This is a genomic window from Paenibacillus taiwanensis DSM 18679, from assembly GCF_000425125.1.
Classification (GTDB): Bacteria; Bacillota; Bacilli; order Paenibacillales; family Paenibacillaceae; genus Paenibacillus_B; species Paenibacillus_B taiwanensis.
In genome coordinates this window covers 24,229-48,435 of record NZ_AULE01000001.1, presented here as the reverse complement: position 1 = coordinate 48,435, position 24,207 = coordinate 24,229, and the positions used below count along the sequence as shown (strand labels likewise).

Genomic DNA, 24,207 nt, shown 5'->3' with positions numbered 1-24,207 from the left:
AAGCATCGGGGGGATTGTCCGTGTGCCGCAAAGAACGGATTAATAATTTGAAATAGAGATATATGAAATCGAATTAACGAAAATCAAACTATAGACTGTTATTCAGGTTCATGTACGAAGGAACTTTATGAAGGAGAGATGACTTGTGGAAATTGGGATTACTTCGTTTGTAGAAACAAAACCGGATATTCAAACGGGTGAAGTGATCAGCCACGCGCAGCGATTGCGTGAGGTGGTTGAAGAAATGATTTTGGCCGATCAAGTCGGGCTGGATGTGTTTGGGATAGGCGAACATCACCGTGAGGATTATGCAGCGTCTTCACCAGCGGTTGTACTCGCTGCCGCTGCATCCCAGACGAAACGGATTCGATTGACTAGTGCGGTGACAGTGCTGTCATCAGCTGATCCTGTGCGGGTGTTTCAGGATTTTGCGGCATTGGATGGACTTTCAAATGGACGTGCGGAGATTATGGCGGGGCGAGGCTCTTTTGTTGAATCATTTCCGTTGTTTGGCTATGACCTCAATGACTATGATGCGCTGTTTGACGAGCATTTGGAGCTGCTTCTTAAAATACGTGCGTCAGAAAAGGTAACCTGGAAGGGCGGACATCGGCCAGCGATTAACCATTTGGGCGTATATCCACGACCTGTTCAAAGTTCTTTGCCGATATGGGTTGGCAGCGGGGGAAATCAGGAATCGGCTATTCGTGCCGGTCTGTTGGGACTGCCACTGATGCTCGCTATTATTGGTGGAAGCCCGATGCACTTTGCACCGCTGGTGCAGCTTTATAAGAAGGCAGCGGCACACGCAGGTCATGATTTATCGCAGCTTCGAGTCGGTTCACACTCAATCGGATTTGTGGCAGAAGACACGGAGCTGGCGGCCGACACCTTTTTTCCATCTACACAAGCAGGTATGAATAAGTTAGGCAAGGAGCGTGGATGGGCGCATTATGATCGTGCCAGCTTCGATGCAGCACGCAGCTTTGATGGGGCGCTGTATGTAGGTGATCCGGACACGGTTGCGCAGAAGATTATTCATCTGCGCAAACATGTCGGGATTACACGCTTTATGATGTATGTGCCATTAAGTACGATGCCACATGATCAAGTGATGAAAGCTATTGAACTGCTAGGGACTGAGGTAGCGCCGCGGGTTAGGGCAGAAATAGCCAAGTGGGAATTAGAAACGGGGAGCGAAGCCCTATTGTAAGTTACATTCATAAATGTGGATTTGATTCGACATGACATTCTACTAGTGGAGGAATACATATGCATTTTGAAAAACGGGTGTTACCGGAGTTAAAGTCGGCGTTAGCGCAATTTCCTGGCTTCCAGTTGGAAGCGAACTTGCAGGGGAGCAGAAATATGCTGTCTGGTCCTCCTATTGTGGCATCGGAGCATGTTCGCACGATAAGCAAAATGATTAGGGGCGCAGCAGATGAGATGTTAGTCAAAATTTATGAACCAGCAAACAGAACGGATGCAAAGCTTCCCGCCATGCTGTGGATACATGGAGGTGGCTATGTGCTCGGTCATCCAGATATGGATGACGCATTGTGCGAGCGCTTCGTGCAGGGGGCTAATTGTGTTGTCGTGTCAGTTGATTATCGACTTGCTCCAGAGCATCCTTATCCAGCCGCCATTGAGGACTGTTATGCCGGCTTGGTATGGATGACGGACAAAGCGGAGCTGCTTGGCATCGATGTGGATCGGGTTGCGATTGCTGGTGCAAGCGGGGGTGGAGGTTTGACTGCTGCGCTTGCACTAATGGCGCGGGATAAAGGAGGGCCTGCACTTATTTTCCAAATGCCGCTATATCCGATGATTGACAATCGTAATACGACGGCATCCAGCTATGAAATCACGGCGGAAAACGCTACCTGGAACCGAGCAAACAATTTGGAAGCTTGGCGCATGTACTTGGGCAAGGAGGAGGATACTCACGAATTGTCTCCATATGCGGTACCCGCGCGAGCGGATAGCTTGGCTGGACTGCCGCCGACCTATACGTGCGTGGGGCAGCTAGATCTGTTCCGCGATGAGATTATCGAATATGTGACACGTCTTGCACAAGCGGGTGTTGACGTTGAGTTTCAGATGTATCCAGGGAGCTTCCACTGTTTTGAAGTGTTTGTGCCAGAAGCGAAAGTGAGCCAACGTGCTATTGAGAGCTATGTGGACGCAATGGCCAGAGCGCTTAATCCTTCAATTTGACGCCTCAGAAATAAAACACAATTCGTAATAACGTGAGTTGTGTCTTTTAATCAAGTACATCTAGTTAGCACACATGCGAGGCTGCAAAATAGAACAATTTGGATTGACCTTCTTAACTGCACTATGCTATGCTGACTGACAATAAGTTTGGAAAGGGTGACCAAAAGCCAATGATCTACTAATCCGATTCCACAAAAGAAAAATCGTAACATACGAATTTTCTGGATAGGATTAGTGCGGGCTTTTTTATATGGACGATAAGATAGTTGCTCTTTGACGCGAGCCGTGTATCTTTTTGTTCGTATTTCTACATCGCTGCCTCCTATCCCGTCATTCGTGGATAAGGAGGTTTTTTGCATTTCGAATATCATAAATTCAAAAGTCACATATAGGCAATTAACAGATATTAAAAATTGCTGTGCTGCAAGTGAGGAGGCGTAGTATGGTTACATTAACAAACCATAAAAGTGTACTCGTGATTCTTATGGTTAATATATTTATTGTTATGGTAGGGGTAGGGTTAATAACGCCTATTTTGCCAGAGTTAATTATTGAATTTGGAGCAAGTGGACAGTCGATGGGATTATTGGTGGCAGCCTATGGGATTACACAGTTTTTGCTATCTCCACGCACAGGACAATTATCGGATCGGTATGGTAGGAAGCCGTTTATTATTGCAGGTGTTATTGTCTTTGCTGTAGCCAAGTTTATATTTGCTATTGGAGATGCGCTATGGATGTTGTATGCTTCAAGGCTGCTCGAAGGTGTGGCTGCGGCCTTAATGATTCCTCCAATGATGGCTTATGTAGCTGATATTACAACTACCGAAGATCGCGTAAAAGGAAATAGCCTGTTATCAGCAGCAATGTCCTGCGGATTTGTAATCGGACCTGGACTGGGAGGATTTCTTGCAGGGTATGGAACGAGAATGCCACTCTATGTAGCGACTGGTGCGGCGGTTGCTGCCGTTATTTTTTCACTCCTTTGTTTACCAGAAAGTTTGTCGCCAGATCAAATGAAATCAGCACGGGAAAAGAATAAACCTCGGGAATCTATTTTGAAACAGTACGCCCAATCTATAAAATCCAAGTACGCGCTGCTCTTTGTGCTCGTCCTCGTGATGACGTTTGGCATCGCAAATTTTGAATCCGTGCTAGGTTTGTATGTAACGAATCGTTTCCAGTTTACACCTCAGCATATTGCTATCATTTTAACGACAGGTGCGATTATTGGAGTGGGCATGCAGGCATTAATGGTAACAAAAGTGGTGAAGAAGTTTGGCGAACACAACGTGATAAAAGGATCCTTGCTGTTAACTTCATTTGCCTATATAGGACTTTTATTGGCCGTTAATTTCTGGAGCATCTTTCTGGTCACCTCATGTATTTTTTTGGCTACAGCTATGCTTCGACCTGCACTTCAAACACAGCTTTCTAAAATGGCGGGAAGTGAGCAAGGTTATGTGGCGGGTATGAATAATGCCTATATCAGTATCGGGAATATTGTAGGTCCGACTTTGGCTGGAAGTTTATTCGATGTACATGTATTTGCGCCATTTATAGCAGGGGCTTGTATTCTGTTTCTCACTTTTTTGATGGCGTTTAAATTGAAGTAAAAGCACGTGTGTCACAAAACCATATGGGAACGGAATCTAGTGTGCACAGATAGACGATAATGTTGTAAATTAAGTATAAGCAAAAGTTAAAATGTAAAAAATAGTATAAACATAACAAGCAGAGAGGAAGTGAAGTAAATGATTACTAAAGTGGGTCAAATTATGGTTTATGTAAACAATCAGGATGAAGCAGTGAAATTTTGGACAGAAAAAGTAGGGTTTAGTGTCATTTCGGAAGAGGATAATGGGCAAGGTTTGAGATGGATTGAAATTGCACCTTCTAAAGATGCAGCAACAAGCATCGTCCTGCATAACAAGGAACTGATTGCCAAGATGCAGCCTGAATTAAATTTGGGTACACCTTCGCTGTTGTTCTTTGCAGATAATCTTGATCAACTGTACAAAGATTTTGCGGATAAACAGATTACAGTTGGTGAAATGGTTAGCATGCCTTCTGGTAGAGTGTTTAACTTTGCAGACGAGGAACAAAATTACTTTGCGATCATGGAGAAAAAGTAGTTAACTTTTAGTTTGACTGTCATGGGGTTACTGTTCGTTCTTTTCGAGCAGTAGCCCTATTGCCGTTTCGCATGATATAGTTATATGGATAAATGTGTTAAAAGAAAAAGGGAGTGTATCCCATTCACGGCAGAGCAGCAACTTAGAACAGGAGTGAGACGATGGATTTTCATATTAAGCGTGAATCCAGTAGCACGGACAAGCAATACGTACGAAATGGACTTATTTCATTTAATGCACGGCATTTCCCAGAACATTTAAAAGGCAGAAATGAAGAAGTAAATCTGTTTGTCAAAAATGAGAACGGTCAAGTACACGGCGGTATTGTAGGTGAGATCTGCTTTAATTGGCTAGAGGTGCATTATTTATACGTAGACGAAGCGCTGCGGAAACAAGGCTACGGCAGCAAGCTAATAGCCGAAGTCGAACAGATTGCACGAGATAACAAGTGTGATTTTATTAAGCTAGATACGTTAAGCTTTCAAGCGCTGGATTTTTATAAGAGACATGGCTTTGAGGTGTATGGGTCCATTGAAAATGCGGGGACGTACACACACTATTATTTGAAAAAAGACTTATATTAAAAGGAGCATAAATGATGACTCATAATCAGGAAGTATCCGATTTTCTAGCTGAAATCAAAGAACCTTGGCAAAGGGAATTAGCAGCTCGACTCCGTGAAGTTGTTCATCAAGCACTGCCTGATGTGTTGGAGCGTATTCAATACAAAAAGCCTCATTTTTTGAAAAATGGGAAGTATGCAGCCGTGATCTCAACGTCAAAAGATGCAGTGAGCTTCACCATATTTAACGCAACGGGGCTTATTCTCCCAGAAGGATTGTTTGAGGGGCCTCCAGAACGCAAAACGATCAAAATACGGCAGGGGCATGAAGTAGATACAGATCAATTGTTGAGTTTAGTAAAACAGGCAGCTGAGACACTGTAGTGGTTTACGTGCTATTCTGCTTTCTAAAAGGTGGGGCTTCCATGCTGCAAGTTTAAGCTGGAGCCCCTTTTTAGTTGATTTATATGACGGGGAAATGTAAACAGTTTCGGATAAAAAATAAAAATAGGGGTTGACAACGAAGTAGTTAGGTACCATATTATATATATGACAAATGAACATAATATTCCAAATGAGTATGAAGCCATTCCTTCGCTTGCTCAATTAAAGCGTCAGATCGAACGTTACGATTTGGATGTAGACGCACAGACTGTACTTGTCGCAGCGAGATTAATGGCAGCGGGAACGAAGCTTGGTCATGCGGCGGAAGTCCATTTCTCCAAATTTGGCTTATCGACGGGCAGATACCGTTTACTGGCGGACCTTGAAGATAACGCAGGGGAGGAACTGCCATCGCAATTGGCGGAGCACCTCGGCGTTACAAGAGCTACCGTAACGGGGCTGATCGATATATTGGAGCGCGATGGTCTTGTATCCCGTCGGACCAGTTCTGTTGATGGTCGTCAGCGTTCGGTTGTGTTAACGGAGCTTGGAGCGGAGAAGCTGCAGGACATGGCAGAGGAGCACTTTGCCAGAATGGAAGCGATTGTTGGCCTGCTAAGTGTAGAGGAGCGTAGTCTATTCCTTGATCTGTTAAGTAAAGTGACACATGGAATCTCATCGCTAACGGAATAAGGACCCTAATTGTATTCCATCGCATCAGTAAGCGTAAAATGGGCTAGTGAACCTAGCTCCTTTTTACTCCGATATAGTTAGGTTCCTAATTATATGGGTGAACTAAAGTTGAATGAACCAGAAGGGAGAGAATCAGAGATGAACTACCAAAGCCGTCCAGACATTAGGCGAGTGAAGGCAAGACCATCACGACAGTTCGTATTATGGCGTGAAGTGATGATGGCTTATGCTGCCCCTGCCATTATGGCAGGCATCGGTGGGGTGATAACTGGTGATAAAGGGCTCCAAATAGGCGCATTATCTTCTATTGGGGGGATGTCCGCATGCACAGCTTTGCTGGTTGGATTATGGCTGCAAAGCCGCGGTATTCATAAACGCTGGCTTATAAAGGCACCGCAAGTTGCGGTCGTTGGAGCCATTGCCTGTTTAGGTACCGCATTTGGGCTGATTGCAGCAGAGGCAGCCTCCTGGCTGCATGACTTGTGGTGGCCGCACAGCTACATGATGTGGTTTAGCCGGATTGGTATTGATTTTCCGTTATCTACTACGATTGCGTGTGTAAGCGTGAGTTGGCGATGGTACAGTGCCAATCATACCAAATTTTCTAAAGGGGAGACAAAAAAATGATTATTATTGTTGGTGCAACTGGAACAATTGGGCATGCTCTGTTAGATCGTTTCGTACAATCAGGAACTCCCGTTCGAGCTCTAAGTAGAGAACCTGAGAAGCTAGCAGTCCGTCTTGGCAAGCGGGTTGGGAATCTGGAGCAGTCAAAGATTGAAGTTGCTGCTATGGATGCCTCTGATCCACAATCAATGCGTTGTGCCTTTGCAGGGGGCAGCCAACTGTTTCTTGCGCTGTCCAACAGCCCGCAGCAGGTTGAATGGGAAACTTCGATTATACGTGTCGCCAAAGAGATGGGGATCAAACATATTGTAAAAGTATCAAGCCCTGTGTATGAACGAAGCGCACCGGTGGAAGTAGCAAGATGGCATCATGAAATTGAAAACGCTCTGTATAAGTCAGGTCTCGCCTATACCATACTGCGGCCCTATGCATTTATGCAAAACTTATTGCAGCAAGCGTCTTTAGTGAAGACTACTAATATGTTTTTTGGATCAATGGGAAATGCAGCATGCAACTTTATTGATTGTCGTGATATTGCTGATGTTGCGGCCCAAGTATTAACGAGTAAGGAATGGGTGGGACAAGTGTACACCCTTACTGGCTCAGAGGTGTTCAGCTACCCCGAGATTGCAAACAAGTTGACGTCATTGCTTGAACGATCCATTCGGTACATAAACCTTTCGTCTGCACAACACCGCATAGATCTAATCGAGCGGGGACATATGCCGCCGTGGCTTGCTAATCATGTGGTTGAAATACAAGCGATGTCTGTGGCGCTGCCAGAGAGGCCAACCACTGCGGTGAAGCAAATACTAGGAAGAGAAGCACGTACGTTAGATGCATTTCTTCAACAATATGTGGAACATTTCCGGTAGCTTCGTCGCCATACAGAGAAGAATAGAGACTTGAACGGAATTGAGGACATATGTCCTTTCCCAAATCCCTGAACATATCTTTTAATTATAAATAAATCGATTTCGGGGGCGGAGATGAATGAAAGGAATTGTATTTGCATTATTAGCGGGTGCATTTATTACGCTTCAGGGAGTTGCCAATTCTCGAATCAGTCAAGATATCGGTACTTGGCAAGCGGCGACAATAACCCAATTTACCGGTTTTGTGATCGCCTTGTCTATTTTATTGTTTGTCCGTGATGGGAAATGGCACCGATTTAAGCAGGTGAAGCCGTTGTATATGGCAGGTGGTGCTTTTGCGGCGATTATTATTTTCAGCAATGTCACCGCAATCCATCAAATTGGTGTTACCCTAACGATATCCGCTTTATTGATCGCGCAATTAAGCTTTACCTTTATTGTGGACAGTACCGGATGGTTTGGCATGGTGAAGCAAAAAATGCGACTGCCGCAGTTCGTCGGGATCGGTATGATGATTGCGGGTGTATTAATATTAAGATTCTAAACAGCAGTAAACAGCTTATAGATTAGGTGAAAAAACAGGGAGGTCGTGAAATGAAGGAAATAAAAGATCGTGAGCTGTTGCTTCATTATTTGCATGCATTTCAGCTTGACTCCATCTTTCATGAAGAGGGGATGTCTCACTTATCCCTGTGCAGCTTTCATCAAGGGGAGGTGATCTGCTCTCAAGGAGACCCCGCTCAACATTTACATCTGCTTGTAAAAGGAAAAGTTAAGGTGTACACCACCTCATCTGAAGGTAAAGCATTGATTCTATCCTTTAAGACGCCATTAGAGGTGATTGGTGATATTGAATATGTGCGAGGTATGGACATTGTGAACACGGTCGAGGCGGTATCTCCTGTCCATATGATAGTGGTTCATCAACGGTGGCTGAGCAAGTACGGGAAAGATAACGCACCACTGCTTCGTCTATTACTCGAAATTATTACACGTAAATTTTGTATCAAATCTAATTCTTTAAGCTTTAATTTGATGTATCCCGTAGAAGTGCGGATTGCCAGCTATTTGTTGTCTGTTTCCTTCGATGAGTCACACACCTTATTAACCGAACAATTAAGTCCTATCAGCCTGAAGGACGCAGCCAATCTAATTGGAACAAGTTACAGACATTTGAATCGGATTATTCACAAATTTTGCGAAGAAGGTCTGATCGAACGTCACAGAGGGAGCATCTTGGTTAAAGACCGGGAGGGATTAAGCGCACTTGCTAATCATAATATTTATGAATAAACGAGGTTTTACAGCGCAGATCGACGAGTCACAACTAAGGTAACCTGATAAGGACTACACTAGCAGATGAGAGGGTTTGTTATGATCATCGGATTGTTATTAGCCTGTATAGCAGGCGCGTTAGTAGGTTTGCAAAATATTTTTAATAGTAAAGTGAATGAGCAGGCGGGCTCTTGGACAACAACAACGTTGGTGCTAGGGATGGGTTTTCTGGCCTCGTTGACGATGGGACTTATATTTGAAGGGAAAATGTTATTAACTTGGCATCCTATGCCTTTATGGTACTGGTTCAGCGGTATCATCGGTGTTGGCGTTGTAACTTGTCTGGTGCAAGGGATAAAGCGGCTAGGGCCTACTTATGCCGTCTCGATTATGATGACCTCACAATTAGGATTTGCTTTGTTATGGGACTCGTTAGGTTGGTTAGGCTTGGAGAAGGTTCCGTTTACCTTTAATAAGTTAATAGGTGTCTTAGTCATTGTAGGAGGCATTGTTGTTTTTAAATTAGGCGGGAATACGCTAAATCATCGTTCTAATAAAATGATATCTGATGGCTCATCAACGTAAAGAGCAGCGTGTTCATTGTTATGTTTACATAGAGCACTTGACACGCGGCTCTTTGTTTAGATTACGGAGATGATTAAATTCTTTTATTGCATACAAAACTTTCATATAAAATTAACTGACTTTCTCATTTCGGATATCCGTTTGCACATAAGGTAGTAGCAGTTGTTCAATTCCTAATTCGTCCTGGACGTTCCCTTTCCCGATAATCATTCCTTCTTGGGATAAAATATAACAAAAAGGAAAACTAAACGTACTATATAAATTCATCTCATTCATCTCGATTTGGTGTATAGGGATTTCGATTTCATAATTCTCTTTTAGTTGGAGGATATCTTCTTTTGGCCCTATCATGACAGATAAGACTTGGTAGGATGAAAAATGTTTGGCAATGTTATTTATTTTGGGGTACATTAACTGGCATCCACTACAGCCTGAAACGCTAAATAATAAAATAGAACCGTTAAATTGGGTTTGGCGTAGTTGAATATCGGCATTATTCATACTTGTAACGGCCAATCTTGGGAAATAGGAGCCGACTTCAAGACTGTTACCTTTCAGCAGAGGAGGTTCATGCTGCACAACAACATTCTGCTGTCGATTTCGGATCAAATAGGTCACACTAAAAAGTAATAGTAAAATAAAAACCCATTGAATAATAAAGGAAAGCTGCATAAAGGATGACATTATTTATATCCTCCTACTTCACGGTGAGAAGATGTAATGCTAGCTAGAGCCTTAACTAAGGCGTACATTCCTATAATGCCTAAACTAATACAAATTGCACTTAACAGTTCTATGAAAGCAATATGATGTAAGAATGTAGGGGATAAAAAAACGACTAAACAACAAGAGAACACCATAATAATTCTGATGACGGTGCTTTTTCCTAACGTATCAGGCAATAACTCTCCGAAACAATTACAGTTGATTTTAGTTGCAGCCCGTTTCGCTTTCCATACCGCCCATGCGTAACCGAAGGTCAATAACAGCACTAGGCTTGCTCCAATTAACTTATAGGGAACCATTAATAAGGAAATACCCGCAACTAGCTCCAGAAGTATGACAAACATAGATCCGTACATCCCATCACCAATCGAAACGCCTATTTCACGCATGGTGGTGTTAAACGATTTTAAGGAGAAGACTTTAAATAGTGCAGAAGCTATCATTACAGTTGCCAGAAACAGTTGGACAAAAAGGTAAAGTGTCATCATATGCTCCTTTCTGTTGTGGTTCATTATTTGTTTTAAACTTCACTCATATAACACATACAATTGCTAAAATATCACGGAATTTATTTTAATTACTCTAAAATCTTTATAAAACCAAACTATGATATGGAATTTAGGCTAAACCTCCCATTCTTTTTCAAAGCTTATTTTGATCTTTTCTCTTGCTCGTGCAAGTTTTTGTCGTACAGCACCTTCTGTCGTTGCTAGATTTGCAGCAATCTCTTTATAAGACATATCGTGATAATATTTCATAACGACAATTTTGCGATACTCCGGATTTAATCGATTAATGCAAAGGGTGACCAACTTGTTTTTATATTTTTTCTCAACCACTTGCTCAATGGAGGGGGAACGAGTAAATAGGACACAGGTATGGTCAATCACAACAGAGCCGACAATTAATTCATTGCGTGTTTTTTTTATTTTCCGAAAATAATTTAACGCAGTGTTTTTGGCTATTTTTTTTAGCCAGCCTTCAATTTTGTCTTGCTCCTGATACTTATGCGCATGATTTAAACTTCTTATAAAAGCTTCTTGAATAATATCTTCTGTAGAGGCATGCTCCTTAATAATGTACTTGACCATATCGTAAACCAAATAATAGAATTCCCAGTATAGTTCCATCTGTACCCTTTTATCCCTTGGAAAAAGACTAGCATTATATAATAAGTTAAGTTTCTTGGTCATGTTATTAGTTATCCTCCTAACATCATTTACATCCTTCATACAAAACGATACAAAAATAATGAAAACGAACGTTAATTATGCTGATAAGGAAATGGAGAGTATTCATAATAAAATATGGAAAATTAGGATGAGGTTACGAAGGGGGATATACTTAGAGTGGGGATGATCGGAATATGTCTTATGTACGGATTAAAAAATTAGCTGTGCACGATATCCGGTTGATACTTTTGGGACTGAAGCCTAAACATTTCTGCATAATTGCCATTATTAATTAACATGAGCTCCTCATGTGTACCTTGCTCTACGATCTTCCCATTGTTCATAACCAGGATGAGATCGGCGTTGATACAACTGCTCAATCGGTGTGAAATCAAAATGGTAATCTTCCCGTTTGCTAGCTCTGAAAAGGTATTATAAAGAACATCCTCAGCATACGGATCTAAAGATGCAGTCGGTTCATCCAATACAACAATATCTGCATTTTTTATAAAAGCACGACTCACTGCTAGCTTCTGCCACTGTCCTCCAGATAGTTCAGTCCCGCCATTAAACGAAGTTCCTAATTCTGTTTCGTAGCCAAGCTCTAGTTTTTGCACAAAAGAATGTGCGTCACCTTTCTTAGCGGCAGCAAGTATCTCTTCATCCGTCATTCTATCCATGTTTCCATACCCAATATTTTCTTTTACAGTTTGTTCGTATTTCACAAAATCTTGAAAAACTGCGCTAGCATTACGAAGTAATACCTTTGAAGGAATTTGTTTTAAGTCAACATCTTCATACAGTATGGTTCCTTCATAGGTGCGGTATAAACCTAATAAGCATTTAATCAACGTGCTTTTTCCGGCGCCATTGTTACCAACGATAGCTATTTTTTTGCCGGGAAGTATTGAAAAAGAAATATCTTTTAATATCCAACTCGTATCTGCTGAATATTTAAAACTTAAGTTATGAACGGTAATTCCCTTTTTACGTAGAGCAGGAAAGGGGATGGTGTCATCCATTTCTTCGGAGGCGCATACTTCGCTAGGCAGTTCTAAAAAACGGAACATATCTCGTAATGACAATGTATTCTCATAGATGCCCGAAATAGATAGTGCAATGCCAAGCATAAGACCTTGAACGGTAAGATAAGCTTGGGATATAGCTACGTATTCTCCCAAACTGAGTTTTTGATGCACTCCCATCCAAATAAACCACGCTAAAATGATGGAAACAAAAATCGTGTTCAAAGCTTCAACCAATCCCTGATAATAACTGTTTTTACATTCAAATGTTAATTGTAAGTTTGCAGAGCGATTGAACAGAAGCTTCCACCTATTCAAAAAATGACTCTGTAATTCAAATAAACGAACCTCCTTTGCTGCCGTACGTCCAATAAGTAAGTTGAAATAATAATTAATTCTTCTGCTTAAGGGGGTAAGTTCTGTCAGTAGCTTGTATCTTAATTTACCTTCTCGAAGATGAAGTAGTAGAGGAGGAAGTGACATCACGACCACAGTAACTGCTGCTAGCCAATGGAAGTGGGCTAAAATACCAATAAGGGTGGCAAGTGTCAGCGTATTTTGAACAATTTGCATGGGCCCGTTCATTAGGTCTACTACTCTTTGACTTTGACCAGAAGAAGCCCTTAACAAAAGATCGTAGAATTCACTGTTATCGAAGTATGATAGGGAAAGTGACGAGGTTTTTGTGGCGATATTTGTTTCTATAAACAAGTTGATTTTTTGCTGCATTTTTATTTTGTTTATTTTTTCTATTATTAAGCATAATTGAGAAAAAAGTAAAAGTAAAGTTTGTAACATTAAAAAGCTGTAAGTGGATGAGATATGCATGCCCCCGTGTTTAAATGCTTCCGTGATTGAATCTATAAGTTCTTTCGTAATAAACAATTGTAGGCTTGGAACCGTAGATTGAAGCAATCGGATAAACAGTAGAAGCGATAAATGGACAGGTGCTATTTTCCATGTGTACAATAAAAATTTCAATATGTATTTACTCACCCAAATAAAACGAGTTGAGGAGTTTGGCAGTGAAGCCTCTTCTTTCATTATCATATTAACACCCTATCATTGAAGTAATAAAACATCGCTGATAAACGAAATTCATACGTTTATCAGCGATGTATGTTGTCGTTCCCGCAAAATGGTTCTAATACATGAAGGTTTTAAGCTGAATTAACAGTTACCAAAGAAACATTCTGTGCTTGGTGCAGATAGGTTAAACCGATTTCTACCAGACGAGGCCAACAATCCGTACTGTTTCGGGTCACTGCACCCGCAACAAGTGTATTGTGCATAATCACAATACTTGTAACTTGAATTACTAGAATCAATAACACAATTGGTATAATACGTGCACGTGTACTTCGTTGCCAAAACACCGTTCTCCATTAGATTTCCTCCCTTAATTCATCATTTGTAAAAAGACTTGCGGGAACTCTTGGAAGACATTCTAACTAATAAACACAACCAATTTCGTTTTTGTCACTCTTATTTCAATTTTTCAATGTTAAAAGAAAATGAAGGGCATACGTCGGCTTTAATCCAACAGATCGAATTATCGTAATGGTTTCAAAAAATAAAGGAGATAAATGGGGTGGAATGGAGTTGGGGGATGATAACGAGAAGGCGGATTACGTATAGCAGGGAGAAGGGTGCTAATCGCACCACTTCTCCATCCAAGCTTTGTATTCAGTGATTACAGGGGCTGAGTTGAGACGGCTGACCATTTGCAAAGAAGAGCTTCGATCGTACTCATAGTCTGTAACGGAGAACAGGACGATAATGTCGCGTTTGGTTATATCAGCAAAGAAGTTGGCAAGGACTAATTCCTCCAGCACTTCGATACATGTACGATATAAAGTATCTCTGAACGAAACGAAGCTGTCATCATGATCATCATCAGATTGTTCTGCATTTAAAATGTAGTTCCGTAGTTTTGTGCAAATGTTGTTAAATGCTTCGTCCGCTCCGGTTCCTTCAAATGCCCATTCTGCTGGCTCGTACTTGTAATAGAGGGCCTCATCGGGTTCTTCTTTCACCATATCATTTAAATGCTGGTTCGTATTTGTGGACGGGCATACTGTCATAGCACCTTCATCACTATACAGGGCAAAACTAATGACTGGATTGTGCGGGTTCGTTTGGTTGTAGATTTCACTGAAGGCTTGCATGGCTGCTTGTTTAATCTCTTGCTTAAGCAAGACAAAATCAAATTCAGCTTTCATTGGGGTATCTCCCTTTCATAAATATGGTATAAATGAGTTGATCACCTAATTCCTAGTATTATAGTATCATCATTTAACTAGCCTCGCTCAAGGAGATGGAGAGTCATGAGCCGATCCTTCTAAAGAAGCTTAGTGGCTTTTTAGTTCGAAAGAGCTGAGCATATTTGAACAAAGGTCAAACCATATTGTTTGCGCTTACCAACATGTATTATACTTTGAGAATACGTCTGATCGGACAAAAGTCCGCCTTGCATAGGTTTAGAATTTAGAAATTATTGAGAAGATTGATGTAGAAGGTTCGACCTAAAGGGGGAAGCTTGTTATTAAACTTGTACAAAAATGGAAGGGTGGTCTGTACGGTGGTACGGATTAGTAGAGGGGCAAACTACTTCATAATTAGTATCTACCTGATGGTGTTTATCGGTCTATTGGTTGCATTTTATCCTAAGTTTTCCCCACTCTTTACGGGAGTCTCCACTAACAAAACTTCGCATGATCAGCAGCCGGTCTCTATTGTCATTAATAGTCTAAGCTTTACTTATCCAGACGGTTTGGATGAAAATCATAATCCTTATTTGACTTATATCGAAGAGCAAACGGGGTTAAACATCGACGTTTATATGCCGCCTGTAACAAGTTATGAGAATACACTTCACACCTTAATTTCTTCGGATACGAATCTTCCCGATATGCTAAGTATTTATTCTAAAGTTCGTCTATCTAATTATGTCCAGCAAAATAAGTTAATGCCGCTTGAGGATTGGATCGAGAAATACGGCCCTGATTTAAAACGGGTTATCCCGCAAGAGGCATGGGAGCAGGTTACTTTTAATGGGCACATTTATGCCATACCTAGCAGTTATCTTGTTAATGGAAACGAGCTGATGTATGTACGGCAAGATTGGCTGGACAAGCTGAAGCTGCCGCGACCTGTCACACTTGAGGATTACAAACATGTAATTAAGGCGTTTGCAACAAATGATCCGGACGGCAACGGCAAACATGATACTTACGGATTATCTATGATGGGGGGCTTGCAGTACACGTCACCCTTGTTTGGTGCGTTTGGCATTCAACTGAATCAGTGGACCGAACGAGGTGGTGAGCTTGTATTTGCCAATACACTTCCTGAGATGAAAGAAGCATTGGCCTTTTTTAAGGAGCTGTATCAAGAGAAATGGATCGATCCTTACTTCCCACTTCACACAAGACAGACGATGTTAGCGAACATTGAACGAGGGAAAGTCGGACTGTTTGCTGGTGCCTGGTATGATACACGCGGAGCGATAGCTAATAATAGGAAAAGAGAACCCGAGGCACACTGGGTTTCACTTGAATATCCGGTCGGTAAACAAGGTAGACAAGGTGTTGAAGGTTCAAGGCTTGTGCACGGATACCAAGTCATTACACGTGGAAGTGAACGTGCGGCTGATGTAATCAGGCTGCTGAATTTTATCGCAGGTAAGGGAAGAGAGACGCTAATCTTAGGGTTTGAGCATCAAGTGTGGACACGAAAGAACGGGGAGATGATTACAAATTTTAAAGAGCATGACAAGCATCTATATAGAGGCATTTATTCTTCATTAGTAAATGTCCACGATCCAACGCTGCAGAAATTGCGTTTGGATTCTTACGGCAAGCATTATCAGCTCTATGACAACATTCAAAAGGTGGAAAAGCATGCGGTCCGCGACCTGTTCTGGGGTCCAGCTACACCTACCATGCAAAAAAAATGGAATGAACTAAATGAATTACAGTACAATTTCATTCCCATTATTGTTGGGGTGGAGCCGATTGAATCTTTTGATGCTTATGTGGAGCGATGGAACACGTCTGGTGGCCGCCAAATTACAAAAGAGGTTAATGACTGGTATAAAATAGTGTCGAAAAGGATTCAGAAATGAACATGATCAGGTATGCCTACGATAAGTTTCTTCAGAACTCACATGTACGACTCACCGCATATTTTCTCCTCGTGCTTCTTCCGCTAGTCATGGTAAGCCTATACGTGAATAATCGGGCCAATCAAATTATTGTCAAGCAAGCAAATGAGCAAAATATGCACAAGCTCGAGTCAGTAATGAACAACTTGGAATTGACTGTACAGCATGTGGACGTGTTATTTAATCTGATTGCAACAAATACTAAAGTGCTTGATATTATGGCGATTAAAGAGGCAGAAATGTCACCGTTAACGATCGTCAAGTACAGTGAACTGCTGAGAGAGCTCGGTAATATAACGGCCGTAAGTCAAGTCGTCTCGCAAATTACGATGTATCATGCAGAAACCAACACAATGATTTCAACAGTGTTCGGTGGACGGCACGTAGAAGAAGCAGCGGAACAGACATGGATAGCAAAACTAGTGGCGCAAGCTAGTTCACAAACGAGTGTGATGATACCTGAACGTACAAATGGAAACCTAGTGTCCGCAGGGCAATCCCTCACACCCGATACCCTTTCATTTTCTCGTTTATTAGATCGAGCTGAGAGTGGGCAAACACCAAGCCTCATGATGATGACCTTGCACAAACATAAGCTTGCAGCCATTTTTAAGCCTTTGCTAACGTCTCAGCATACGAACGTTGTATTAAGAAATAGAGAGGGCCACGTAATAGCGGCGGTTCCAGATACGGTGCAGGGGAGTAACACGAAGACCGAACTGGAGAGGCTGAAAGTAAGTGTGGATTCCCCACAGTATGCATGGACTTTAGAGGTGATGCAGCCCTATGAGGACATTTACGAGGAAACGAAACCGATGCGCCAGTACACGTACTTAATTATTATAAGCAGCCTGCTGTTGGCGTTGTTTATTTCGTGGGGAATCTACAATCGCATCGCTGCTCCTTTATGGCAGCTAACAGATGCTATGAAAAGTCTTATTGGAGGCCATTACGATATTCAATTAAAAACGAAAAGAAAAGATGAGTTTGGATACCTTATGCATGCCTATAATCGGATGGCTGCACATCAAAAGCATCTTATTCAGGATCATTACGAACAGCAGCTGCGAATCGTAAAAACGGAGCTTTCCTTCCTGCAATCCCAAATTAACCCCCATTTTTTATATAACACATTAAATTCGATATACTGGACGGCAAAAAATTACGAAGCGGAAGAAATTAGCGAGATGGTGCTGAACTTGTCTCACTTTTTTCGTCTGAGTCTGCATAAAGGCAAAGATACGTTTACAGTTGCTGAAACGATTGAGCATCTCGATTATTATATTCGAATTCAGCAGGCGAGATTGCTAGATAGTTTCCAAGTAAAGTACAAGGTTCAAGAAGCATGCAAGTCCATTTCTGTATTAAAGCTGCTCCTGCAACCTTTAGTTGAAAATGCGGTTATACATGGACTTGAGAAAAAGCAGGGCGGAGGGTTATTGATCGTGTCTGGTTCTATCCAGAATGGATTTCTAATGCTGTCTGTGCAGGACAACGGGAGTGGAATACAAGGAGACAGGCTCCACATGATCGAGCAAGCTTTACATGAGATTGCTGCGGAGGTCAGCCCCTTATCTTATTTGAAAGCATCTGATATAGGCTTATATGGACTTCGTAATGTATGCTCACGCATGAAAATGTATTACGGCAAAGAGGCACGGCTTATATGTACTAGCGCGTGGGGGGAAGGCACCACAGTGACGATGATGCTGCCCGTGCATGAGGGTGAGTAGACTTTCACACCAACTAGCCACAACTATTTATGATCAGGAGTGCATCATATGAAGCTACTTATTGTGGAGGACGAAATTCGGTTATTGGATAATTTAGCCCGCATGTCATGGGACGAGCACGATATCGACATGATAGGGACGGCTCGCAATGGAGAGGAAGCTCTGCTGCAAGTCAAGCGTAAGCAGCCTGATATTATGCTTATGGATATCCAGATGCCGGAAATGGATGGACTTTCTCTGGCACGCCAGATCGGTTGTTTATATCCGCATATCAAGCTCATTATATTAAGTGGCCATGACAATTTTAATTATGCCCAGACCGCAATTGAGTTGGGGGTATTTAAGTACTTGCTGAAGCCGGCAGCCGAAATGTCCATTTTACAGGCTGTGAAGGAGGCAGCGCATCTGGTGCAAAACGAATTCATAGAACGGAGCAACCGTGTCTGGTTGCAGCAGAGATGGACACAGTTTTTGCCGATATTAAACCAGCATTTCTATGAAAACTTGATAGATGGACATTATGTTCAAGAGGAAATAGAGGCGTTTAAGGAATCGTTAAAGCTCGATATCGATGTGTTTGCTCGGTATGCGCTAATCATTTTGGATATTGATCCAATGGAACGATATGAATCGGGTGAGAGGATGCTCACAGAGCCGTTTATTTATCTGATGAAAGAGTTGCTTCCTGCTGCCACTTATCATTTGTGCAAAGACAAGCAGGGTGCAGTTGTAGCTATCGCTAAAATCAAGGAAAACGAGGATGTTCACCAAGCGCTCTTGCACATACACACCACAATTGAAAAGCTGCTTAGCAACATCACTCAATGCTTACCTATTTCTGTTAGCGCGGGGATTAGCGCCAAAACGGGGCATCTTCATGAATTGAACCCTTTATACGTTCAAGCTTCAAAGGCCTTACAGCAGCGAATTGTTTATGGTGGAGGTATAGCGATCCCTTACGTGGAACCGGATATTGGTGCAAGTGCTGAAGCAAGCACATCTCAACAAGCAGATAAGCGCCTTGAGCTGGCACTTCATTCAGCAGATGAGGTGTTAGCCATGCAAGCAATAGCTGATATGTGGTCAAATTTACATGTGACCAAGGCGTCCTATGAGGTGATCATGGAGCAGCTTATGTGTATTACAGGGATACTGACCTTATTTATACGCAAGCATGGCTGGTCCGTACAGGAAGTAGTGGGTTCAAATTTTAAGTATTTTCATGATTTGAAGCTGTTAACGACTCCTGAGCAGATGTATCAGGTGTTGCAGCATGCGGTAAACCAGATTGTAGCCTATTCGTTGTGCCACGGCAAAAAAGCTGTTCATAAAACGGTACAAGCCATCATGGACCTACTAGATTCTGACCTGGAGCAAGAGTATACGCTTCATACCGTCGCTGACCGATTCTATGTTAATTCTTCTTACTTAAGTCGGTTATTTAAGCAAGAAACGGGTGTATCCTTTTCAGCATATGTATTGGAGCGGAAGATGGAGCGAGCCAAATTTGCCTTGCTGAACGGAGCGAAAGTATATGATGCGGCCTCGATGACTGGGTATCGGGATGTCAGTTATTTCACGAAAATTTTCCGCAAATATTGGGGAGTAACCCCCAGTCGTATCAAGCAATAGGAGGATCGAAAAAAGTATGATCTTGTCATCATAACACCGAATGATGTCATCCCTGTCTAGTATGAAGCTTGGGCGAATCCTAGTAAGCTTTAGGTATGCGATTCCTCCATTCGGACTTAGGTGAATCGCAAGTACATCATTTTATCATTCTACAAAGGAGCCGAAGCTATGAATACAAAAATTTCAATTCGGAAAGCCAAGACAAGGTTTGCCATGATGCTGACTGTTATGTTGACACTGAGCTTGTTTTCAGGCTTGTTTGGTGGCCTAGAAGCCCAAGCCGCCAAGGAAGAACGTGCAAACGAGGAAATGGAGAGTCGGGCTAGTAGTTCTCTTTCCGCAAAAAATGCTGTATTTTTGTATAGTGGATATTATCAAGATAATACGTATTATGCGCCATATGACACCAAGGATCTAACCCGATTGGACACGGTCAAACGATTTATTATTGGCAGTGGTTTTCAAAATACGATCGACAACTATGAGGAGCGTAAATTGATTAAGTATGTGGATCAAACCGTGGATACGATTACGGAAGCGAATAGCTCTTACCGGGCCATTCTTCCGCTACCTGTCCATGACAAGAACATTAGTGACTCCGAGGTAGATCGATTATTCGACAAATATGTGGACTATATGAATGAAATAAAAAACAGACTGGGATCGAATTGGGACACGATAGCGGGGTTCTATTATCCCAATGAAGCTATCTATTATTTTGCTAGTAAAGACTATCGTTACTCCCAAATCAAAAATCAACCACAAGTCAAACTGCTGGAGAAGATTTCAAAGTTTATTAATAACAGTGCTGAAATGAAAGGCGCAAGAACATTGGTGTGGGCTCCTTATTTTGGCTATGGGGTCAACAACACAAAAGTTGTAGAGACGATTGCTTATATGGTGGATGAGACGGAGATTTTTGACCGCGTGTACATTCAACCCCATCATTATTTCGAAAATACACCTGAAAATTTAGATCCGATCTATGACAGTGTCAAGGCGGATAAGATCTATGGTTATAATGGTGAATTAGTTGCTAAGAAGCATTTAGGATATACGACGGTTGGTATACAAATGGAGATCGACCGAAATTATTTTAAGTCTTCCAGCTTCAAGAAGAGATATCAGGATACGACTGATAAATTTAAGCGCTTAGAAGATGATGATAAATATTTCAGCTTCTATTTAGGTGCCAAAGGTACAGTTGATCGAAATGGAAATGCCGTACAAACCAATGAATATTTCAAAGCCACTATTGATGAAATTAACCATTTTTATAATTAATTCTATCTTTAGTTCTACTTTGAAGAAGCGAGCTCTTGTAATAGGGGCTTGCTTTTTTTTCGTGCTTCAAGTGATATGGATTAGGCGAATGTTGCTCTGGTGATAATGTGAGCGACTTGGGGAAAAAGGACCCGACCAATCACGATTCACCCGATGCTACGTATATATAACACGTCAAATCAGTCCGTCCTGTTGGCGGATGTGAAGGTTCGTTAATATTATACGGCAGATTTGCAGCAGATTTTACGGATGTATGTTGGGATTCCTTTAACCGATTTCATCTAGCTTTACGCACTCATTTCAAAGCTAACTTTTGTTTTCAGGAGAAAGGGGTCAGCTTAATGGAAATATCAAATGCAATTAGAACAGTGTTAAGAAATTATGAATAACATATTTATTATTGCTTATACTGGAATATTATGGTAAGTTACAATAACTAACCGGTTAGTTATTAATTTAAGAAGGAGATTACAGCAAAACATATTCATGAATATCCCACATGATTACTCCAATTACTAAAATGTAATAACCACTCCTGCCCAGAAATTGCTTATTAGTAGTATCCTCACTTAAACCTACACCTGAGATTATGTTAATGCTTTGTGCATTTCTTGATTCTTACTTCTGATGATAAAACACAAATAACGTAGCTTAAATTGTGAAGAATATCAAATCTGGAGGTATTTTCAATGATTAAACTGATTAAGGGTGTGGCGGCATTTAGTTTAGTTACTTCGCTGATTTTTTCATCCCCTGTGTATGCTGACGCGGCATTAGGTAACAAAGTCTCTATTGACGCGGTTAGTCAAATGAGGAAAGCGGGAATGACCGAAAGTGATATCAAGCGTATTCAGCAACACAACAAGGATGAGATCGAATTTTAAAAAAACGGTGGTTTGGACAAAAAGTACGAGTCAGATCAACGGTTAATTAAACTTGCTAGACAAGGTTCTAGCCTTGGGACAGTTAAGGGGATCAAACCGGATCATATTAGTAGTGTTAGCTTGTTAAGTAATAATCTAGGCACCTATGGCGATATTCTGATTGCTTTCAATGCAAGCTTCTGGGGCATTGATTTTGGATACCCTGGGCATGCTGGTATAGTTTCTAATGTTTCTGCATTGACAGTGGAGTCTTTTCCGGCAGATGGCGTGCAAAAACATACAAATGATTGGCGTGGGCGTACTAACGTTTATGCTTTAAGTGTCAAAGGGGCTTCCAGCAGTAATTATGCAAATGCAGCATCTTATGCAGAAAATCAAGTCGGTAAAAGTTATAATTGGTGGTTTATAAATCCTTGGAGGGATGATGCTTTTTATTGCTCCCAGCTTGTCTGGAAAGCGTGGAAATCTCAAGGAATTGATGTAGACTACGTTACAATTGACCCGATAGTAACTCCAATAGAGATTGCTAAGTCCGGAAATACAGTCATCTATTATCGGGCATAAACTAGAAGTAGTGGCTAGTGGATATATTTAGTGGGTTCACTAGCCACTATTCCATACAAAATAACTTAATAATGGGAGTCGGTATGTTGACTAAAAAAGCATTCTATATTTTAGGTGGCATATTGTTAGGTGTGTTGTTAGTTGTTATGGTTGCGAGACTCTTTTTTAACAACAATAATTCTAGCTCTTCTATGCCAACCAATTTAGATGTGGCGAATAGCAATGAAACGATGGCTTTAGGAAATGATACTCACGATTTTAATCTTAAGGGCGCTTCATTTTTGGTTTTATATTCCAATATGTTAGAGGAAGGTGTGGAGTTGGTTTCCTATAGCTCTTCGGGAGCCATATTAAGTCAACTTAGCCTGAATGTAGGAAAGAAGTTAGACTTTGCTGCCAAAGTGAAAGGGAATATATATATTGCATCTGAACGACAGCATCATCATTTTCAAATTAGCCAAGATGGGAAAATAAGATCGTTTTTTGGTCCTAGTATATATGAGCAAGATAGAGCAATTGGAGCAACATTTATACGTAATTCCAATGGCTATTTGTTATTTTCTATGAATATGGGTGCACATCCGGACTATTCTCCTCATGAATATGGAAATGAGCTAGTTTATTGGAATGATGACGATCATGTGTATAATCATTTGAAATTGACAGGTTATTTTATGTCAGCTGTGACGATCCATAATAAAGCATACGTGTTGTACTCTAACGGAAAACGAAATTCAAATGGTATATACGTTGTTGATCTGAAGACGAACAAGCTAGTATCCGATTACCCTCTTAGAAGTATAGATAGATATTATCCAGTAGGTAGAGAAAATGGCTCTTCTCTGCAACTATACAATAATCGGCTGTTAGTATTTATGACAGGTGATGACCCATCGCAAAAACAAGATCAGCCCGTCATGCTAGTTATTAATCCTCAAAATGGCACTATTGAACAAACGATTAAAGTGTCCAATAAATCGTTCGATTTGTACGGAACATTTGTGCATAACGGAAAAGTATATGTAGTTTCTTACGAAGGAGAATTGGTTGTATTTAATCAAAAGTTCGAAATTGAAACACTAATCAGGCTTGAGCAGGGCTCACAATTTGTAATGAAAAGAAAGGAGGAAAGTGGCTTGATTTCAGGGGTACAAGTTGATGGCGACTCCCTATTTATTCTATATGACTTTGTTAAAAATGCCCCATTGGACAGACAGAAAGAAATTCACCAATACCATATAGACACGGGTAAAGAACTGGCAGTCATTCCTTTATCGCATAAAACGGACAGGGAGATGGTCAGGTTCTTTATAACTAAATGACGAGGGATGTGGGCGGCAATCGTCAAGATAGATCTATTATGTTGATGAATAATGTAGAGATCTTGAGGGGCTTGTCCTTCAAGGTCTTTCTTTTACCCCCACCCCCTGCCGAATGAATCGGCGTATTTTCCCCACAAGGAGATGAATCAGCTCGAAGCGGTGCTGAAGCAATGCGACTCGTTCCGTCAGAAGATTGTTGTGACGAGCGTACGCAGAAGATAAAGGTGTCACGCTAAGTCGAGTTGCCAACAATGCAGCATTTACACTTGATAATACGGCTAACTACATAAAGGATGGACTAAAAATAGATTCACCAGTGGGTACATTAAACACCAAAAAATTCTCTGA

24 protein-coding genes are annotated in these 24,207 nt (G+C 41.4%); 19 read left to right on the top strand and 5 right to left on the bottom strand.

The features are described 5' to 3' along the window. Positions 1-145 precede the first annotated feature (145 nt). The 12 genes from H509_RS0100225 to H509_RS0100170 all read left to right on the top strand — a co-directional run bounded on the left by H509_RS0100225 (position 146) and on the right by H509_RS0100170 (position 9,352). On the top strand, positions 146-1,213 hold the full coding sequence (locus tag H509_RS0100225; RefSeq protein WP_028543289.1) for an LLM class flavin-dependent oxidoreductase: 1,068 nt from the start codon (positions 146-148) through the stop codon (positions 1,211-1,213). 59 nt (positions 1,214-1,272) lie between these two features. Then, positions 1,273-2,217 carry an alpha/beta hydrolase gene (locus H509_RS0100220; protein WP_028543288.1) on the top strand — a complete coding sequence of 315 codons (945 nt, stop codon included), beginning with the start codon at positions 1,273-1,275 and terminating at the stop codon, positions 2,215-2,217. A 442-nt stretch (positions 2,218-2,659) separates the two neighbouring features. Then, positions 2,660-3,832: an MFS transporter gene (locus tag H509_RS0100215; RefSeq protein WP_028543287.1), complete on the top strand. Its 1,173-nt coding sequence runs from the start codon at positions 2,660-2,662 to the stop codon at positions 3,830-3,832. A gap of 138 nt (positions 3,833-3,970) precedes the next feature. Further along, complete coding sequence (locus tag H509_RS0100210; RefSeq protein ID WP_028543286.1) at positions 3,971-4,351, top strand: VOC family protein; 381 nt, start codon at positions 3,971-3,973, stop codon at positions 4,349-4,351. Positions 4,352-4,512: 161 nt separating this feature from the next. Beyond that, positions 4,513-4,935: a GNAT family N-acetyltransferase gene (locus tag H509_RS0100205; RefSeq protein WP_028543285.1), complete on the top strand. Its 423-nt coding sequence runs from the start codon at positions 4,513-4,515 to the stop codon at positions 4,933-4,935. A gap of 11 nt (positions 4,936-4,946) precedes the next feature. Further along, on the top strand, positions 4,947-5,297 hold the full coding sequence (locus H509_RS0100200; RefSeq protein ID WP_028543284.1) for a DUF1801 domain-containing protein: 351 nt from the start codon (positions 4,947-4,949) through the stop codon (positions 5,295-5,297). A 165-nt stretch (positions 5,298-5,462) separates the two neighbouring features. Next, a complete protein-coding gene (locus H509_RS0100195; RefSeq protein ID WP_028543283.1) occupies positions 5,463-5,990 on the top strand; it encodes a MarR family winged helix-turn-helix transcriptional regulator in 528 nt (175 codons plus the stop codon). 138 nt (positions 5,991-6,128) lie between these two features. Next, positions 6,129-6,617 (top strand): hypothetical protein, encoded by a 489-nt coding sequence (locus tag H509_RS0100190; protein ID WP_051286733.1) that lies wholly within the window; start codon positions 6,129-6,131, stop codon positions 6,615-6,617. Further along, positions 6,614-7,492 carry an NmrA family NAD(P)-binding protein gene (locus tag H509_RS0100185; protein WP_028543281.1) on the top strand — a complete coding sequence of 293 codons (879 nt, stop codon included), beginning with the start codon at positions 6,614-6,616 and terminating at the stop codon, positions 7,490-7,492. Before H509_RS0100190 ends, H509_RS0100185 begins: the two co-directional genes overlap by 4 nt. Before the next feature lie 118 nt (positions 7,493-7,610). Next, entirely contained in the window at positions 7,611-8,036 is a 426-nt protein-coding gene (locus H509_RS0100180) for a DMT family transporter (protein ID WP_028543280.1), read from the top strand. Between the two features lie 50 nt (positions 8,037-8,086). Beyond that, the gene (locus H509_RS0100175; RefSeq protein WP_028543279.1) at positions 8,087-8,785 is read left to right on the top strand and encodes a Crp/Fnr family transcriptional regulator; all 699 of its coding nucleotides are present in this window, start codon (positions 8,087-8,089) and stop codon (positions 8,783-8,785) included. Positions 8,786-8,866: 81 nt separating this feature from the next. Then, the gene (locus H509_RS0100170) at positions 8,867-9,352 is read left to right on the top strand and encodes a DMT family transporter (protein ID WP_028543278.1); all 486 of its coding nucleotides are present in this window, start codon (positions 8,867-8,869) and stop codon (positions 9,350-9,352) included. 111 nt (positions 9,353-9,463) lie between these two features. Here the strand turns inward: H509_RS0100170 and H509_RS0100165 are convergent, their stop codons facing one another. From H509_RS0100165 to H509_RS0100140, 5 genes are all read right to left on the bottom strand, one after another. Then, positions 9,464-10,036, bottom strand: a complete 573-nt coding sequence (locus tag H509_RS0100165; protein WP_028543277.1) for a thioredoxin domain-containing protein — start codon at positions 10,034-10,036, stop codon at positions 9,464-9,466. Then, positions 10,036-10,590 carry a MauE/DoxX family redox-associated membrane protein gene (locus H509_RS0100160; RefSeq protein WP_157277370.1) on the bottom strand — a complete coding sequence of 185 codons (555 nt, stop codon included), beginning with the start codon at positions 10,588-10,590 and terminating at the stop codon, positions 10,036-10,038. The genes H509_RS0100165 and H509_RS0100160 overlap by 1 nt, the downstream gene beginning before the upstream one ends. 111 nt (positions 10,591-10,701) lie before the next feature. Then, positions 10,702-11,271, bottom strand: coding sequence for an RNA polymerase sigma factor (locus H509_RS0100155; protein ID WP_028543275.1), 570 nt, complete (start codon positions 11,269-11,271; stop codon positions 10,702-10,704). A gap of 197 nt (positions 11,272-11,468) precedes the next feature. Then, positions 11,469-13,319, bottom strand: a complete 1,851-nt coding sequence (locus H509_RS0100150; RefSeq protein ID WP_169450834.1) for an ABC transporter ATP-binding protein — start codon at positions 13,317-13,319, stop codon at positions 11,469-11,471. Between the two features lie 608 nt (positions 13,320-13,927). Next, complete coding sequence (locus tag H509_RS0100140; RefSeq protein ID WP_028543272.1) at positions 13,928-14,497, bottom strand: DUF4303 domain-containing protein; 570 nt, start codon at positions 14,495-14,497, stop codon at positions 13,928-13,930. A 359-nt stretch (positions 14,498-14,856) separates the two neighbouring features. Here H509_RS0100140 and H509_RS23870 point away from each other — a divergent pair, with 359 nt between their 5' ends. The 7 genes from H509_RS23870 to H509_RS26535 all read left to right on the top strand — a co-directional run bounded on the left by H509_RS23870 (position 14,857) and on the right by H509_RS26535 (position 23,859). Continuing rightward, a complete protein-coding gene (locus H509_RS23870; RefSeq protein ID WP_036695711.1) occupies positions 14,857-16,401 on the top strand; it encodes an extracellular solute-binding protein in 1,545 nt (514 codons plus the stop codon). A 104-nt stretch (positions 16,402-16,505) separates the two neighbouring features. Then, entirely contained in the window at positions 16,506-18,173 is a 1,668-nt protein-coding gene (locus H509_RS0100130) for a sensor histidine kinase (RefSeq protein ID WP_245595948.1), read from the top strand. 48 nt (positions 18,174-18,221) lie between these two features. Further along, positions 18,222-19,805: a response regulator transcription factor gene (locus H509_RS0100125; RefSeq protein ID WP_028543270.1), complete on the top strand. Its 1,584-nt coding sequence runs from the start codon at positions 18,222-18,224 to the stop codon at positions 19,803-19,805. A 168-nt stretch (positions 19,806-19,973) separates the two neighbouring features. Next, positions 19,974-21,089 (top strand): hypothetical protein, encoded by a 1,116-nt coding sequence (locus tag H509_RS0100120; RefSeq protein ID WP_028543269.1) that lies wholly within the window; start codon positions 19,974-19,976, stop codon positions 21,087-21,089. A gap of 689 nt (positions 21,090-21,778) precedes the next feature. Next, a complete protein-coding gene (locus tag H509_RS0100115) occupies positions 21,779-21,973 on the top strand; it encodes a hypothetical protein (RefSeq protein ID WP_028543268.1) in 195 nt (64 codons plus the stop codon). A gap of 12 nt (positions 21,974-21,985) precedes the next feature. Continuing rightward, positions 21,986-22,537, top strand: a complete 552-nt coding sequence (locus H509_RS23865) for a YiiX/YebB-like N1pC/P60 family cysteine hydrolase (protein WP_051286732.1) — start codon at positions 21,986-21,988, stop codon at positions 22,535-22,537. Positions 22,538-22,623: 86 nt separating this feature from the next. After that, positions 22,624-23,859, top strand: a complete 1,236-nt coding sequence (locus H509_RS26535; RefSeq protein WP_157277368.1) for a Kelch repeat-containing protein — start codon at positions 22,624-22,626, stop codon at positions 23,857-23,859. Positions 23,860-24,207 lie beyond the last annotated feature (348 nt).